General features: G+C 69.6%; 13 protein-coding genes. 10 read left to right on the forward strand and 3 right to left on the reverse strand.

Features of this window, described 5'->3' with window-relative positions; all coding sequences use genetic code 11:
* Position 1 precedes the first annotated feature (1 nt).
* From murG to lpxC, 9 genes are all read left to right on the forward strand, one after another.
* A complete protein-coding gene (gene murG, locus AC1DVI_RS05185; protein WP_476957020.1) occupies positions 2–1,138 on the forward strand; it encodes an undecaprenyldiphospho-muramoylpentapeptide beta-N-acetylglucosaminyltransferase in 1,137 nt (378 codons plus the stop codon).
* Positions 1,135–1,401 (forward strand): hypothetical protein, encoded by a 267-nt coding sequence (locus tag AC1DVI_RS05190; RefSeq protein WP_476957021.1) that lies wholly within the window; start codon positions 1,135–1,137, stop codon positions 1,399–1,401. Before murG ends, AC1DVI_RS05190 begins: the two co-directional genes overlap by 4 nt.
* A gap of 7 nt (positions 1,402–1,408) precedes the next feature.
* On the forward strand, positions 1,409–2,824 hold the full coding sequence (gene murC / locus AC1DVI_RS05195) for a UDP-N-acetylmuramate--L-alanine ligase (RefSeq protein WP_476957022.1): 1,416 nt from the start codon (positions 1,409–1,411) through the stop codon (positions 2,822–2,824).
* Between the two features lie 11 nt (positions 2,825–2,835).
* Positions 2,836–3,744 carry a UDP-N-acetylmuramate dehydrogenase gene (gene murB / locus AC1DVI_RS05200; RefSeq protein ID WP_476957023.1) on the forward strand — a complete coding sequence of 303 codons (909 nt, stop codon included), beginning with the start codon at positions 2,836–2,838 and terminating at the stop codon, positions 3,742–3,744.
* 148 nt (positions 3,745–3,892) lie between these two features.
* Complete coding sequence (locus tag AC1DVI_RS05205; RefSeq protein ID WP_476957024.1) at positions 3,893–4,843, forward strand: D-alanine--D-alanine ligase; 951 nt, start codon at positions 3,893–3,895, stop codon at positions 4,841–4,843.
* A complete protein-coding gene (locus AC1DVI_RS05210; RefSeq protein WP_476957025.1) occupies positions 4,828–5,790 on the forward strand; it encodes a cell division protein FtsQ/DivIB in 963 nt (320 codons plus the stop codon). Before AC1DVI_RS05205 ends, AC1DVI_RS05210 begins: the two co-directional genes overlap by 16 nt.
* A 68-nt stretch (positions 5,791–5,858) precedes the next feature.
* A complete protein-coding gene (ftsA, locus tag AC1DVI_RS05215; protein WP_170295699.1) occupies positions 5,859–7,121 on the forward strand; it encodes a cell division protein FtsA in 1,263 nt (420 codons plus the stop codon).
* A gap of 141 nt (positions 7,122–7,262) precedes the next feature.
* Positions 7,263–9,008 carry a cell division protein FtsZ gene (gene ftsZ / locus AC1DVI_RS05220; RefSeq protein ID WP_476957026.1) on the forward strand — a complete coding sequence of 582 codons (1,746 nt, stop codon included), beginning with the start codon at positions 7,263–7,265 and terminating at the stop codon, positions 9,006–9,008.
* A 359-nt stretch (positions 9,009–9,367) separates the two neighbouring features.
* Entirely contained in the window at positions 9,368–10,312 is a 945-nt protein-coding gene (gene lpxC, locus AC1DVI_RS05225; protein ID WP_476957027.1) for a UDP-3-O-acyl-N-acetylglucosamine deacetylase, read from the forward strand.
* A gap of 272 nt (positions 10,313–10,584) precedes the next feature.
* Here the strand turns inward: lpxC and AC1DVI_RS05230 are convergent, their stop codons facing one another.
* Positions 10,585–10,983 carry a bacteriohemerythrin gene (locus AC1DVI_RS05230; protein ID WP_476957028.1) on the reverse strand — a complete coding sequence of 133 codons (399 nt, stop codon included), beginning with the start codon at positions 10,981–10,983 and terminating at the stop codon, positions 10,585–10,587.
* 125 nt (positions 10,984–11,108) lie between these two features.
* Entirely contained in the window at positions 11,109–13,496 is a 2,388-nt protein-coding gene (gene ligA, locus AC1DVI_RS05235) for an NAD-dependent DNA ligase LigA (RefSeq protein ID WP_476957029.1), read from the reverse strand.
* Positions 13,497–13,741: 245 nt separating this feature from the next.
* Here ligA and AC1DVI_RS05240 point away from each other — a divergent pair, with 245 nt between their 5' ends.
* The gene (locus tag AC1DVI_RS05240; RefSeq protein WP_149163049.1) at positions 13,742–14,269 is read left to right on the forward strand and encodes a hypothetical protein; all 528 of its coding nucleotides are present in this window, start codon (positions 13,742–13,744) and stop codon (positions 14,267–14,269) included.
* A 370-nt stretch (positions 14,270–14,639) separates the two neighbouring features.
* Here AC1DVI_RS05240 and AC1DVI_RS05245 read toward each other — a convergent pair whose 3' ends face one another.
* A complete protein-coding gene (locus tag AC1DVI_RS05245) occupies positions 14,640–16,466 on the reverse strand; it encodes a carbohydrate-binding domain-containing protein (RefSeq protein ID WP_476957030.1) in 1,827 nt (608 codons plus the stop codon).
* Positions 16,467–16,543 lie beyond the last annotated feature (77 nt).

The raw sequence follows: 16,543 nt of genomic DNA on the forward strand, positions 1-16,543 counted from the left end.
CATGGCCGACACCCAACGTCCCATTGTTCTCGCCGCCGGCGGCACCGGCGGCCACTTCTTCCCGGCGGAAGCGCTGGCGCGGGAGCTGCTGGCCCGCGGCGAGGCGGTGGCGCTGGTCACCGACAAGCGCGGCCAAGCCTTCGGCGACAGCCTGCCGGAGGTAACGGTCCACCGCATCCGCTCCGCCGCCCCCGGCGGCAACCTGCTGGCCAAGATGAACGCGGCGTGGCAGATGGGCCTCGGCCTGCTCGGCGCCAACGCGCTGATGCGCCACCTGAAGCCGGCGGCGGTCGTCGGCTTCGGCGGCTACCCCTCCGTCCCCACGGTCTACGCCGCCGCGCAAGGCCGCGTGCCGGTGATGCTGCACGAGCAGAACGCCGTGCTGGGCCGCGCCAACCGGATGCTCGCCGCCGCCGCGCGCCGCATCGCCGTCGCCTTCCCCGAGGTCGCCTCGGTGAAGGCGGAGCACCGGCCGCGCCTCGTCCGCACCGGCAACCCGGTCCGCCCGGCCATCGCCGCCCGGCGCGACGCCGCCTACGCCGTTCCCGCCCCCGGCGGCCCCGTGCGCATCCTGGTGATGGGCGGCAGCCAGGGCGCCCGCGTCTTCTCCGAAGTCATCCCGGAGGCGCTGGGCCGGTTGCCCGCCGACCTGCGCGCCCGCATCCATCTGGCGCAGCAGTGCCGGCCCGAGGACTTGGAGGCCGCCCGCGCCGCCTACGCCGGCATGGGGCTCGGCGGGCTGGAACTGGAGAGCTTCTTCCGCGACGTGCCGGAGCGGCTGGCCGCCTGCCACCTCGCTGTCACGCGGGCCGGCGCCTCGACCATCGCGGAGCTGACCTGCATCGGGCGCCCGGCCATTCTTGTGCCATATCCCCATGCCATGGACGACCACCAGACGGCCAACGCGCGACAGCTCGCCGCCGCCGGGGCCGCCTGGCTGATGCCGCAGCCGGACTTCACCGCCGACGCGCTCGCCGACCGCCTGACGGCGCTGCTGGAGACGCCCGACGCGCTGACCGCAGCGGCCCGGGCCGCCCACGGCTGGGGCATGGCCGACGCCGCGCGCCGGCTGGCCGACGCCGTGCTCGACATGATCGCCAACCCGAACCACGCCCGAAGCAAGGAAGCCGCGGAATGAACAAGGCAACGCGCAGCACCATCGCACGCCCCCGCTCGTCCCGGCCCCCCTTGTCCCGGCCTCTGGGCGACTGGCCGGCGGCCATGACGCGGACCGAAGGCGCCTGGGGCAACCGGCCCGACTGCCCGCTGCTGCCGCGCGCCGGCGCCGGCTTCCTGCGCGACCGGCTGCACGTCGCCACTGGCGCCCAGCCCCTTCCCTACGGCCTGTCCGACATGGCCGTGGACGCCACCCTCAGCCTGATGCTCCGCCGCGGAAAGTAATCCAGACATGCGCGCCCTCCCCCTCTCGATCGGCACCATCCATTTCGTCGGCATCGGCGGCATCGGCATGAGCGGCATCGCCGAAGTGCTGCGCAACCTCGGCTACACCGTCCAGGGCTCCGACCTGGCGGAGAGCGCCAACGTGAAGCGCCTGCGCGGGCTGGGCATCCAGATCAGCATCGGCCACCGGGCGGAGAACATCGCCGGGGCCGCGGTCGTCGTTGTCTCCTCCGCCGTCAAGCGCGACAACCCGGAGGTCGTCGCCGCCCGCGCCGCCCTGGTCCCGGTCGTCCGCCGCGCCGAGATGCTGGGCGAGCTGATGCGCCTGAAATGGGCCATCGCCATCGGCGGCACCCACGGCAAGACCACGACGACCTCGATGGTCGGCAACATGCTGGAGCACGCCAACCTCGATCCCACGGTCATCAACGGCGGCATCATCAACGCCTACGGCACCAACACGCGGCTCGGCTCCGGCGACTGGATGGTCGTCGAGGCGGACGAGAGCGACGGCACCTTCATCAAGCTGCCGGCTTGCATCGCCGTGGTCACCAACATGGACCCGGAGCATCTGGACTATTACGGCACCTTCGACAACATGCGGGCCGCCTTCGACAGCTTCGTCCAGAACATCCCCTTCTACGGCTTCGCGGCGCTCTGCATCGACCATCCGGAGGTGCAGGCGATGATCCCGCGCGTGTCGGACCGCCGCATCATCACCTACGGCTTCAGCCCGCAGGCCGACGTGCGCGCCGTGAACATGCGGCTGGGGCCCGAGGGCGCCGAGTACGACGTGGTGATCGACGACCGCCACACCGGGGAGAGCCGGACGATCATCGGCGTCCGCCTGCCCATGTACGGGCCGCACAACGTCCAGAACTCGCTGGCCTGCTTCGCCGTGGGCAACGAGATGGGCCTGCCCGACGTGGTGATGCGCGACAGCATGGCGAAGTTCCAGGGCGTCAAGCGCCGCTTCACCAAGACGGGCGAGTCGAACGGCATCACCGTCATCGACGATTACGGCCACCACCCGGTGGAGATCGCCGCCGTCCTCAAGGCCGCGCGCACCGCCGGCACCGGCCGCACCATCGCCGTCGTCCAGCCGCACCGCTATTCGCGCCTCGCCAACCTGTTCGAGGAGTTCTGCACCTGCTTCAACGACGCCGACGCGGTGATCGTGGCCGACGTCTACGCCGCCGGGGAGCAGCCGATCGAGAACGTCAACCGCGACAGCCTCGTCGAGGGCCTGCGCATGCACGGCCACCGTCAGGTGCTCGCCCTGCACGGCCCGGACGAGCTGCCGCAGCTGGTCCGCGAGATCGCGCGGTCCGGCGACCTCGTGGTCTGCCTGGGCGCCGGCAACATCACCCAGTGGGCCAACGCCCTGCCGGGCGAGCTGGACAAGCTGTCGGGCAAGGCGTGACGGGTTCTCCGATGACAGCCACCACCGCCTCCCTCATCGACCGGATGCCCGCCTGCCGCGGACGGCTGACCGCCGCGGCACCGCTGGCCAACGTGACGTGGTTCCGCGTCGGCGGTCCGGCGGAGGTCATGTTCCGGCCGGAGGATGCCGAGGATCTGGCGGGCTTCCTGGCCGGACTGCCGGACGACGTGCCGGTGACGGTGCTGGGCGTCGCCTCCAACCTGCTGATCCGCGACGGCGGCATTCCCGGCGTGGTGATCCGGCTGGGCCGCGGCTTCGCCGGCATCGCGGCGGACGGGCTGACACTGGAGGCCGGGGCCGCGGCACTCGACCTGAACGTCGCCGCCGTGGCGCGCGACGCCGGCGTCGCCGGGCTGGAGTTCCTGTCGGGCATCCCCGGCACCATCGGCGGCGCGCTGCGCATGAACGGCGGCGCCTACGGCCACGAGATCAAGGACGTGCTGGTCTCCGCCCAGGGCGTGACCCGCCGCGGCGAGCGCGTGTCCTACGACAACGCCAGCATGGGCTTCACCTACCGCCACGCCGGAGTGCCGGAGGACGTGATCTTCACCGGCGCCACCCTGCGCGGCGCGGCCGGCGACCCGGCGGCGATCGCCCAGCGCATGGCGGAGATTTCCGACAAGCGCGCCGACACCCAGCCGGTCCGCTCCCGCACCGGCGGCTCCACCTTCAAGAACCCGCCCGGCCACAAGGCGTGGGAGCTGATCGACCGGGCCGGTTGCCGCGGGCTGACCGTCGGCGGCGCGCAGGTGTCGGAGAAGCACTGCAACTTCCTCATCAACCAGGGCGCCGCCACCGCGGCGGAGCTGGAGGCGCTGGGCGAAGAGGTCCGGCGCCGCGTGTTCGAGGCCTCCGGCGTCACGCTGGAGTGGGAAATCAAGCGGGTCGGCGTGCCATGACCATCCACCGCAATCTTTCCCCCTCTCCCCCCCGGGGAGAGGGTCGGGGTGAGGGGGCGGCCTCGCGGCTCCCTCACGTCCGGCACATGCGAAACCCCCTCACCCTAACCCTCTCCCCGGGGGGGAGAGGGAATGACGGAGCGTCCGCATGACCACCCCCCACAAGAAGCATGTCGCCGTCCTGATGGGCGGCTGGTCGGCGGAGCGCGAGGTGTCGCTGGTCAGCGGCGCCGGCGTCGCCAAGGCGCTGGAGGAGGAAGGCTACCGCGTCACCGCGGTGGACGTGCAGCGCGACCTGGAGGGGCTGCTGCGCGCGCTGACCGACCCGCGCCCCGACGCGGTGTTCAACGCCCTGCACGGGCGCGGCGGCGAGGACGGGACGATCCAGGGCGTGCTGGAATTCCTCGGCATTCCCTACACCCATTCCGGCGTGCGCGCCGCTGCGGTCGCCATGGACAAGGCGATGACCAAGGCGCTGCTCGCCCCGGTCGGCGTGCGCTCGCCCAGGGGCCTCGTCCTGACCAAGGGCGAGCTGACCGGCGGCGCCCACCCGATGCCCGCCCCCTACATCGTCAAGCCGGTGGACGAAGGCTCGACCGTCGGGGTCACGCTGGTGCGCGAGGGGCAGAACAGCCCGGTCGGCGACGCCTGGACCTTCGGCGAGCGCGCCCTGGTCGAGGAGTTCATCCCGGGCCGCGAGCTGACCGTCGGCGTCATGGGCGGGCTGGACGGCGAGTGCCGCGCCCTCGAAGTGACGGAAATCCGGTTCGAGGCGCAGGTGTATGACTACACGGCTAAATACAGCGCCGGTCATGCCGTTCATACTGTGCCCGCGCAGATTCCCGAACACGTCGCGGAAGAAGCCAAGAGGTTGGCGGTCCTGGCCCACCGGACCCTGGGATGCCGCGGCGTTTCGCGCAGCGACTTCCGCTGGGATGATCGTAAAAGTGGGACCGACGGACTCTTTTTCCTGGAAATCAACAACCAGCCGGGCATGACGCCGCTGTCGCTGGTTCCCGAACAGGCCGCTGCCGTGGGGCTCTCCTACGGGGCTCTCGTCGCTTGGATGGTGGAGAACGCCGCATGTCAACTCGACTGAGCATCGATCCGCAGTTCCGCGCCGGTTTCGGGGGCTCTGCGAACCGGGGCCGCGACGACAGGCCCGTGCCGCCGCGCGCCATGGCGAAGTCGGCCCAGAAAGGCAACCGCCGCCGCGCCTGGCCGCGCTGGACGCGCCCCGCGGTCAAGGCGGCCATCCTGCTGACGCCGGTCCTGGTCGTCGCCGGCATGGCCGCGTCGGCGTGGCAGCGCGGCACCTTCGCCGAGACCACCGCGGCGTTGCAGGAAAGCCTGATCCAGACCAGCGCGTCCGCCGGTTTCGCCATCGCCGACGTGCTGGTCGAGGGCCGGACCGAGACCGACCCGGCCTCCATCCTGCGCGTGCTCGGCGTGCAGCGCGGCGACCCGATCCTCGCCGTCACGCTGTCCGACGCCAAGGAGAAGCTGGAAAGCCTGCCCTGGGTCGCTTCGGCCTCCATCGAGCGGCACCTGCCCGGCATCCTGTTCGTCCGCCTGACGGAGCGGCAGCCGATGGCGATCTGGCAGCACGACCGCAAGTTCACCGTCATCGACCGCGAAGGCCGCCCGCTGGCCGACGCGACCGAGCTGGCGCGGCGCGGCAACCGCCGGATCGAGACGCTGCCGCAGGTCGTCGGCGCCAACGCGCCGATGCAGGTGCCGAAGCTGCTCGCGGCCCTCGACAACGTGCCGGCTCTGCGCGACAAGGTGAGCGCCGCCTCCTGGGTCGGCGACCGCCGCTGGGACCTCAAGCTGAAGAACGGTGTCGTGGTGAAACTGCCGGAAGCCCGCATGCCGTCCGCGCTGCGCCAGTTGGCGGAGATGGACGCGACGGGACAGGTCCTCGACCGCGACATCGTGGCCATCGACCTGCGCCAGAACGACCGCGCCGTGCTTCAGACCTCCGCCACCGCCGTCCTGCCCTGGACGGAGGAGGACAACAAGAAGAAGCCCGGCAAGAAGACGTGATCCTCCGCCACCCCTCTTCCTGAATCACGAACGACCGGACGCATCGAGGCCATAGGGTTGTGCTGAACATGGGCTTCAACGGGGCGAAAAAGCCAAAACGAGCCACCCGCGGCGGGATCATCGCCGCGCTGGACGTCGGCTCGACCAAGGTGTGCTGCCTCATCGCCCGCGTCGAGGATGCGGGGGCCGTGCGCATCCTGGGGATCGGCCATCAGATCGCCACGGGCGTGCGCGCCGGCGCCATCATCGACATGGAAGCGGCGGAGACCTCCATCGGAGCCGCCGTCCATGCGGCGGAGCAGATGGCCAACGAGACGATCCGCGACGTGATCGTCAACGTGTCCTCCCCGATCTCCCACGGCTTCAACGCCGAAGTTGCCGTCTCCGGCCAGGAGGTGACGGACGGCGACGTCCGCCGCGCGCTGGCCCACGCCCGCAGCCTGCAGGTCGGTCCCGACCAGGCGCTGGTCCACGCGATCCCCGTCGGCTTCGCGCTGGATGGCAGCCGCGGCATCCGCGACCCCAAGGGCATGTACGGCGAGCGGCTGGGCGTCCAGGCCCACGTCATCACCTCGCCCGCCGGGGCGGTGCGCAACCTGCAGACCTGCGTGGCGCGCTGCCATCTCGACATCGAGGGTCTGGTCGCCAGCCCCTACGCGTCCGGCCTCGCCTGTCTGGTCGACGACGAGATGGAGATGGGCTCGGCCTGCATCGACATGGGCGGCGGCACCACGACCATCTCGGTCTTCTCCGAAGGCACGCTGGTCTGGTCGGACTGCATCCGGCTGGGCGGCAACCACGTCACCAACGACATCGCGCGCGGGCTGACCACACCGGTCGTCCATGCGGAGCGCATGAAGACGTTGCACGGCAGCGCCATCACCAGCCCCGCCGACGAGCGCGAGATGATCGACGTCCCCCAGGTCGGCGAGGAGGAGCGCCTCGGCGCCAACAACCTGCCGAAATCCTATCTGGTGCGCATCATCCAGCCCCGGCTGGAGGAGATCTTCGAGCATGTCCGCTCGCGGCTGGAGCATTCCGGCTACGCGAAGCTGGTCGGCCGGCGCGTCGTCCTGACGGGCGGCGCCAGCCAACTGCCGGGCATGCGCGAGCTGGCGCAGCTGATCCTGGACAAACAGGTCCGCATCGGGCGACCGACGCGGATCACCGGTCTGAACGAGGCGCAAGGCGGTCCGTCCTATTCGACCGCCGCGGGCCTCCTTCTCCACGCCGTGCGCAATCCGGCGGAACTTCCCGTGGCGGGCCATGAGGCTGGCGCCGGCACGGGGTTCTTCGGGCGCGTCGGCCTGTGGCTGCGGGAGAACCTATGACCCACCGGAAATGGTTCCCGGCCCGAAAAAGGCTCCCGCCGCACCACGGCATTCCTGCCTAAAAACACCACCCGGACCCAACCGGGCAAAGACCTGCGACGCAAAGCATCGAACCAATCAAAAGGTTGTGGAGGCCATAACATGATCAACGTGACCATCCCCAGCATCGAACCCGAGCTGAAGCCCCGCATCACCGTCTTCGGTGTCGGCGGTGCCGGCGGCAACGCCGTGAACAACATGATCAAGTCCAACCTCGAAGGTGTGGACTTCGTCGTGGGCAACACCGACGCGCAGGCCCTGAAGGGCTCGCTCTGCGAGAAGCGCGTCCAGCTCGGCACCACCATGACCCGCGGCCTGGGCGCCGGCTCCAAGCCGGACGTCGGCCGCGCCTCCGCCGAGGAGCAGCTCGAGGAGATCATCGGTCACCTCGAAGGCGCCAACATGGTGTTCATCACCGCCGGCATGGGCGGCGGCACCGGCACGGGCGCTGCCCCGGTCATCGCCCGCGCGGCCCGCGAGCGCGGCCTGCTGACCGTCGGCGTGGTGACCAAGCCCTTCCATTTCGAGGGCGCGCACCGCATGCGGCTGGCCGAATCGGGCATCGCCGAACTGCAGCAGTATGTCGACACGCTGATCATCATCCCGAACCAGAACCTGTTCCGCATCGCCAACGAGAAGACGACCTTTGCGGACGCCTTCAAGATGGCCGACGACGTTCTGCATTCCGGCGTTCGCGGCGTGACCGACCTGATGGTGATGCCCGGCCTCATCAACCTGGACTTCGCCGACATCCGCTCGGTGATGACCGAGATGGGCAAGGCGATGATGGGCACCGGCGAGGCCGGCGGCGAGCGCCGCGCCATCGAGGCAGCCGAGGCCGCCATCTCCAACCCGCTGCTCGACGACGTGTCGATGAAGGGTGCCCGCGGCGTCCTCATCAACATCACCGGCGGCTACGACATGACCCTGTTCGAGGTCGACGAGGCGGCGAACCGCGTCCGCGACGAGGTCGATCCGGACGCCAACATCATCTTCGGCTCGACCTTCGACAGCTCGCTGGACGGCGTGATGCGCGTGTCCGTGGTCGCCACCGGCATCGACGCCGCGGCCATGTCCAACCCGCGCACCCTGCACCCGGTCAACCTGTCGCTGGTTTCCGACCGCAACGGCGGCAATGGCGGCGCCAAGAAGCCCGCCGGCGCGGCCGGCCTGACCCAGGCCGCCCCGGCGCCGCTCGCCTCCTCCGGTCAGGTCGCCCCGGCGATCCCCGGCGCCGGCATGGCCCCGCGCCCGATGGGCGGGATCGCGCAGCCCCAGGTTCAGCCGCCGGTTCATCCGTCGGAGTTCCAGCAGCATGTTCCGGTCCAGCAGCCGGTCCAGCCGATTGAGCCGATGGTTCAGCACGCCCCGCAGCACGCGCCCCACCCGCACATGCCGATGGGCCACGACGCCATGCAGCCGGTGGAAACCGCCCCGGCCCGCAACGTCGCCACCGGTCCGCTGCACAGCGAGCGCCGCGACGGTCACTTCATCGCTCCGAAGGCCGCCGATCCCGGCCCGCGCCAGTCCTCCGTGCCGATGTCGAGCCAGCTCGCCGCCGCCGCCCAGGCGGAGCCGCCGGCGCGCAAGCCGAACTTCCTGTTCGGGCTGGTCACCGGTCTGGCCGGCCGCAAGGCCGAACCGGCCCCGCAGCCGGCCCCGCAACCGCAGCCGCAGCATCACCAGCAGCCGCAGCACCAGCAGCCGATGATGCCGCAGCCGCCGATGACCGCCCCGCAGCCGATGGCCCAGGCCCCGCGCCCGCAGGCGATGGGCGACGGCACCACTCAGAAGATCGACGAGGAAGCGCTGGACATCCCCGCCTTCCTGCGCCGTCAGGCCAACTGACGCGTCAACGAGGCTGGCCCAATTGATCTGAGGGCAACAGCAACCCGCCGGTCGCCGCCGCCTCTTTCGAAGCGGCATCGGCGGGTATCCACAACCTGTTAGACTTCAGCCGCCTCCAGAGCTTCGCAAGAACGCTCCGGAGGCGGTCTTTTCGTGTCCGGAAGACGCCCGTTTCGCGTTCGGCGACCGCACCCTACCGCCCTGCAACAAACGGTAACAAAGAGTGATTTGTCCTCCACAGGGGCCAATGATACCTAGCATATGTGGTCATAAGCGCTGACCCGCCCCCCTCCCCAAGGAGACCGGCGGCAAGTCGCGGACCGACCGCACAAGACCAAGATTGAAACGGGACAGACACCGTGGCTCAGAATCGCATCAAGACCGAAGGCATGCTGCAGCGTACCCTGGCGAAGCCGGTGCGTTGCTCCGGCGTCGGGCTGCATACGGGCGCGACGGTCACCCTGACGATTTCCCCGGCCGAGCCGAACACCGGCATCGTCTTCCGGCGCACCGACCTCAGCGGCCCCGCCGCCGTGATCCCGGCACGCTGGGACCATGTGGTCGACACCAAGCTGTGCACGGTTATCGGCAACGCCCACGGCACCACCATCGGCACCATCGAGCATCTGATGTCGGCGCTGGCCGGCTGCGGCGTGGACAACGCCCTGGTCGCGCTGGACAACATCGAGGTGCCGATCATGGACGGCAGCGCCGCCCCCTTCGTGGAGGCCATCGAGCGCGTCGGCACCGTGTCGCAGAACGCGCCGCGCCGGGCCATCCGCATCCTGAAGCCGGTCACCGTGACCGAGGGCAACAAGAGCGCCACCTTCACGCCGGACCACACGACGGGCTTCAGCTTCGAGATCGACTTCGCGAGCAAGGCCATCGCCCAGCAGAGCCACGAGGTGGAACTGGACGCCGAGACCTTCCGCGACGAGATCAGCGCCGCCCGCACCTTCGGCTTCCTGCACGAGGTCGAGGGGCTGCGCAAGATGGGCCTCGCCCGCGGCGGTTCGCTGGACAACGCGGTGGTCATCTCCGGCGACGAGGTGATGAACGAAGGCGGCCTGCGCTTCGACGACGAGTTCGTGCGCCACAAGATCCTCGACGCGGTCGGCGACCTCTATCTGGCCGGCGCGATGTTCATCGGTCACTTCCACGGTGTCCGGTCCGGCCACGCCCTGAACAACCAGCTCCTGCACGCGCTGTTCGCCGACGCCAGCGCCTGGTGCTACGAGACCCCGCCGAGCACGGCGCTGCCGGGCGCCGCCTGGCACACGGCCGAGCGGCTCGCCGTCGCCTGAGACGCGCCTCACACGTCGGTTTTGCCCCTGCCCTCCCCTTCCGGGGAGGGCATTTTCGTTTTGCGCACCCCCTCCCCTCTCGGATTCGCGCCTGAGGAGTTTCGCGCGCACTCCCCTCCCCTTCCGGGGGAGTGAGGGACAGGATTTTTGCGCGCGGCACTGGGGATTGATAAAATATTAAATTATATCAATATTTTATTTGGTGTTCTTGAGATGTCGACTGAGGCGCGGTATCGAAATACCCGCTCCCCGGAGGGGAGAGGGACACTCACTCACTGCTCCGCGGCGTAGGCGCCGAAGCGGGTGTCTTCCTTCAGGATGTGCTTGCCCAGCCAGTCGGCGCAGAATTCGAACACCTCGTTTCCGGTGATGGTGTCGCGCTGGGCGTGGAAGCGTTCACGGTAGGATTCGACGTTGCGCGTCAACGTGTCGTGCAGGGCCTTGTGCGCGGCGAAGGTCGGATAGTTGGCCTGGGCCATGTGCGCTTCTTCGCGTGCGAAATGATCCTTGGTGTAGTGGATCAGCTCGTCGAGGATCGCTTCGACAACGTCAGGAGAGGCGCGGTTTTCGTCCGCACCCAGCTTGTTGACGATGTCGACAAGAACGCGATGATCCTCATCGAGTTCTTCGATGCCGACGCTCATCCAGCGCGACCATTGAATGGAGTCCATAGCGATCCCCCGTCTCGTTTTTCTTATGGTGCTTAGCCCCTTTTATGGAACCGGCGGCGAGGAGCGTCAACGCGGCACTCGGCCGCGCCGCCCCTCCCCTTCCACCTCTCCCCTGCCGTCCCCCGTCAACCGGCGATCAGTTCGGCCCACTCCTGCTCGCTGAGGATGGTCACGCCCAGGTCGCGCGCCTTGGTGGCCTTGCTGCCCGCGTCCGCACCGCAGATGACGTAGTCGGTCTTGGCCGAGACCGAGCCGGCGACCTTGGCCCCCAGCGACTCCGCGCGGGTCTTGGCCTCGGTGCGGGTCATGGTCTCCAGCGTGCCGGTGAAGACCACCGTCTTGCCGGCGACGGGGGAGCCGCTGGCCGCCTTCGGGCGTTCGGCGTCGGCCACCCGCACGCCCGCGGCGCGCAGGTCGTGGATGATGGCGCGGTTGCGCTCCTCCTGGAAGAAGCCGGCCAGTTCCTCCGCGGCGACCTCGCCGACGTCGGGGATGGCGACCAGTTCGCCCCAGCCGGGACCGGGCTGCGCGGCGACCGCGGCGAGCATCGCCGCCTTCCAGTCCTCCAGGGCGCCGTAGCGTTCGGCCAGCGCCTGGGCGGCGCGGCTGTCCACCTTCTTGATGCCCAGCAGCTTGATCACGCTGTCCAGCCGCAGCGCCTCCTGACCGGCGTAGAAGTCCAGCTTCGGCAGGTTCTCCGGATCGGCGAACCAGGCGAGCAGAGCGTCGGCCTTCACCGGGCCGAGACCGTTCAGCGCGTGCAGGTCGCGCCACGCCTCGCCCGGCATGTTGGCGACGGCGCGCTCCATCCCCTCCAGCCAGCCGTCGATCGAGCCGTACTGGCGGGCCAGCGACTTGGCGGTCACTTCGCCGATGTGGCGGATGCCCAGCGCGAAGATGAAGCGGTGCAGGTCGATGCGCTCGCGCCGCTGGTTGATGGCGGCGAACAGGTTCTCGACCGACTTCTCCTTCCAACCCGGACGGCCGAGGATGGCGATCTCCCCCGCCGTCACCCGGCGCTCCAGCGTGAAGATGTCCACGGGGGAGCGGATCAGCCCGTCCTCCCAGAACTCCTCGATGGTCTTCTCGCCCAGCCCTTCGATGTCGAAGGCGTTGCGCGACACGAAATGGCGCAGCCGCTCCTTGGCCTGGGCGGCGCAGATCAGGCCGCCGGTGCAGCGGCGCACCGCCTCGTCCGGCTCGCGCACGGCGAGGCTGCCGCAGACCGGACAATGGTCGGGGAAGACGTAGGGCACGGCGTCGTCGGGTCGCTGCCCCTCCACCACCCCGACGATCTGCGGGATCACGTCGCCGGCCCGCTGAACGGTCACCAGATCGCCGATGCGGACGTCCTTGCGGGCGATCTCATCCTCGTTGTGCAGGGTGGCGCGGCTGACCACCACGCCGCCGACGGTGATGTCCTCCAGCTCGGCCACCGGGGTCAGGGCGCCGGTGCGGCCGACCTGGATGGTGATTCCCTTCAGCCGGGTCTGCGCCTGCTCCGCCGGGAATTTGTGGGCGATGGCCCAGCGCGGCGCCCGGCTGACGAAGCCCAGCCGCTGCTGAAGCTCCAGGCTGTTGACCTTGTAGACCACCCCGTCGATGTCGAAGGGCAGCGCCGAGCGCTCCTCGCCGATCTTGCGGTAATGGGTCAGCAGCGCCTCGGCGCCGTCGCACAGGTTGGCCGGGCGGTTCAGCGAGAAGCCCCAGCCGCGCAACCGCTCGCGGATGCCCCACTGGGTGTCGGCGATCGGCTCCGACAGCTCACCCAGGGCGTAGCCGAAGAAGCAGAGCGGGCGCGACGCGGTGATCGTCGAATCCTTCTGGCGCAGCGAACCGGCGGCGGCGTTGCGCGGGTTGGCGAACAGGTCCTCGCCCCGCTCCGCGTAGGCGCGGTTCATGCCCAAGAAGTCGTCGCGGTTCATGTAGACCTCGCCGCGCACCTCCAGAACGGCGGGATAGGGCGCCTCCAGGGTCTGCGGCACGTCCCTGATGGTGCGGACGTTGGCGGTCACGTCCTCGCCCTCCGTGCCGTCGCCGCGGGTGGCGGCCAGCACCAGCCGGCCGTTCTCGTAGCGCAGCGAGCAGGACAGCCCGTCGATCTTCGGCTCGGCGACAAACTCCAGCGGGGCGTCGTCGGACAAGCCGAGGAAGCGGCGGACGCGGGCGACGAACTCGTGCGCCTCCTCCGGCTCGAAGGCGTTGCCAAGCGACAGCATGGGCAGCGCGTGGCGCACCTTGCGGAAAGCTGCCGCCGGGGCGGCGCCGACGCGCAGCGAGGGCGAATCGGCCCGGCGCAGCTCCGGATAGCGCGCCTCGACCCCGTTGTTGCGGCGGACCAGCGCGTCATAGGCGGCGTCGGAAATCTCCGGCTTGTCCTGCTGGTGATAGAGCCGGTCGTGGTGGGCGATCTCCTGGGCCAGCGCGGCCAGTTCCGCCTGCGCCTGCTCCACCGTCAGCTCCTCCACGGGGATGCTGCGGAGCGCGGCGGGGGTATCGAACAGGTCGTTCATGGCGGGTCTCTTCGGTGCCTTCTTATGGGGATGACGCTGGGGGACGGTGCTGTGGATCGGCGGGCGCCGCCGGGGGCGCAGCATAGCGCCGCGGGGGCGTGCCGTGGAGTCCGGCCTGAGCCGGTCTGGCATTTGGCCCCCATCGCACCAACCTTGAAACCGCAGACCTTGAGCAGACCTGGAAAGGTGCGGGGGCGCGAGGGTTGCGTGTATGATGAGCCGGCGCCCGTGAACGGATGTGCTGTATGACCGAGCCGACCAGCCGTGCGACCGCCGGCAGCCTGACCATCGACGATCGATTCGTCATCGCCGCGGCGCTCGACCGCATTCTGTACGACGATCCCGACCATTTCGCGACGGCGGACGCGCGCCTGCTGCGCCGCATGATTCCGCGCACCCGCTCCGCCTGGCTGCGGCTGGGCTTCCGCGCGGAAAGCCAGGGGCCGTCGATGTCGGGCCGCGCCGCCGGAGTGGGCGACGTGAAGATGGACGGCGACAAGAAGGTGGTCGAGGGCGGCGTGGGCGAGGCCCCGGTCTGGCGCTGCGGTCAGTACAAGATCTCCAACCACGGCGACGACCTGGAGATCTGGCAGGTGATGAGCGACGAGTTCGCCGAGGAGCCGAAGGGCGCGCGCCTGGAATACGGCCCCACCGGCGCACCGGAACGCCTGACCTTCTTCCAACCGCGGGATTTGGAACTGCGGATTCCCTTTACGGGCATCGCCGTCGGACTGCGCCTGGGCGGTTGGCAGCCCTGGAAACGCGCCGCCTGACACCGGCCTGGGCCTGCGCCCGCTTGCCGCACACAACGGTGCCAATCCGCAAACAATTCCAATAAGAGGCCAGCCAGTCCGCCGACTGGCCGATGGCGCGCGGTCGGTCATGGCGTCGGTCGATGACGCCTTCCACACCCCCGCTCAGTTGATCGGGACGACGGAGGAGTTGCGCGCCGTGCCGGACAGGCGCCCTGTCATACGGCCGGCGCATGATGCTTCCATGATCGGTCGGCCGTATGACCCTCTCGCACATTGCTGCGCAATGTGCTGCCGGGTCGAACCAAGGGCGTTTGATGGAATAGGCATCAAGCGCCCTTGGTATCACACATGATGCCCCTGCACCAGGCGGCGTGACGGGCGCCCCGCCTCAGGCGGCGTCGAACGGGTGCAGCGGGTCGGGATGATGGTCCATCAGCGCGGCGTGGGCATAGGCATCCGCGGTCAGGCCGACGTCCGCCATGGCGAAGGCGGCATCCGCATGGACCGGCGCCGCAGCCTCCAGCCCCTGGGCGACGAGATGCTGCCACACGGTGTCCTGCCCGTCCGCGGACTGGCTCGCGGACAGGGCCGACGCCACGGCGGCCGTCCCGGCGGAGGGAAACCATGACTTGTCGGCGTCGACCACCAGCGTGCCGTTCCACCACAGGCCGGCCTGCCCCTTCACCACGTCCTTCCCGTCGAGAGCGCCCTTGTCGTAGGTGACGTTCGACGCCGTGGGAGCGACGGCATGGCCGTTGATGGTGAGCTTGTTGACGAACAGCGAGCGGTCCTGCCCGTTCACCACGGCGTCGTTGTCGTACTGGACCTGCACCTTGTGGGCCTGATCGGCGGTCAGGTTGGTGGCGAAGGTGAAGTCCTTGGCCGCGGTGCCGACCGTGGCGCCGCCGATGGCCTTGCCGTCCACCAACAGGTTGAAATGGGCGTTCACCCCGCCCGCCGCGGCACCGGAGGCGTTGACGGTGATCGTCGTGTTGGCGGGCGCATCCTGAGCCGGAAAATCCTTCGCCGGAGCGTCGACCACGAGCGTGCCGCCCCACCACATCGACGACTGGCCCTTCACCACGTCCTTGCCGTCGAGTGCGCCCTTGTCATAGGTGACGTTGGCGGCGGTCGGGCTGTGGGCGGTGCCGTTGATGGCGACCTTGTTGACGAACAGGTTGCGGTCCTGGCCGTTCACGAAGCCGTCGTTGTCGTACTGGACCTGCACCTTGTGCGCCTGGTCGGCGGTCAGGTTGGCGGTGAAGCTGTAATCCTTGGCCGCCGAATCCACCGTGGCCTGCCCCACCGTCTTGCCGTCCACCAGCAGCTTGAAATGGGCGTTCACCCCGCCCGCCGGTGCGCCGGAGGCGTTGACGGTGATCGTCGTGGCGCTCTGCGCCGTGGGAACCGGGGCGGACTGGGCGATCTTGGCGAGCAGGGCGTCGGTGTCCAGCTCGAAATAGCCGGCGGTGCCCATGGCCTTGCCGGTGCTGCGGGCGAGATCGAGGAACTCCCCCTGGGTCAGCCGGGTGCCGGTCTGCTCCACCCACGCCTGCTGCGCCTGCGCCGCCGCCGCGGTGACCGCCGGGGCGGCGAAGGAGGAGCCGTTGGCCGTGTAGGTGACACCCGAGAGATTGGTGATCCGCACGTCGGTGCCGTCGGCGCAGACGTCGGTCAGGGTCGGGCTGCGCTGCGCCCAGGACGGGAAGGCGCCGTCGCCGGTGGAGGCCGAGACGCAGATCTGGTTCACGTCGGCCGAGTAGCTGGACACGCTCTGCGACACCCCGCCGTCGCCGCTGTTGCCGGCGGCGGCCACGGTCAGAACGCGCTTGGCGGCGAGCGCCGCCAGTTCGTCGGAAATGGAGGTGGTGGCCGCGCTCGTCTGCGCGCCGCCGCCCAGCGACAGGTTCACCGCCGTGATGTTGTAGGCGTCGGCGTTGGCGACGACCCATTGCAGGGCCTTCTCGATGTTGGCCTCGCTGGCGCCGCTGCCGTCGTCGGGCATGACCTTCAGCGCGATGATGCCGACGTCGGGCGCGTTCTCTAGGATCTCTGCGGTGACCAAGGCGCCGTGCGTGTTCGCGTTGGCGACCATGACGTCGTTGTCGTTTCCGTAGAAGTCATGCTGGTAGACCAGCCGGCCCGTGTTCCAGGCGGAGGACAGGCCGCTGTCGATCACGACGACGTTGCCGGCGGAAGCGGAGCTGTTCGACATCTTGCCAACCTTGTTCGTTCTTGGGAGAACAGCGCCCGTTTCCGGACGCGCAAGGCTGGACTATGCGTGTTTTGCTG

This window comes from Azospirillum sp. P4_B5, from assembly GCF_056402275.1.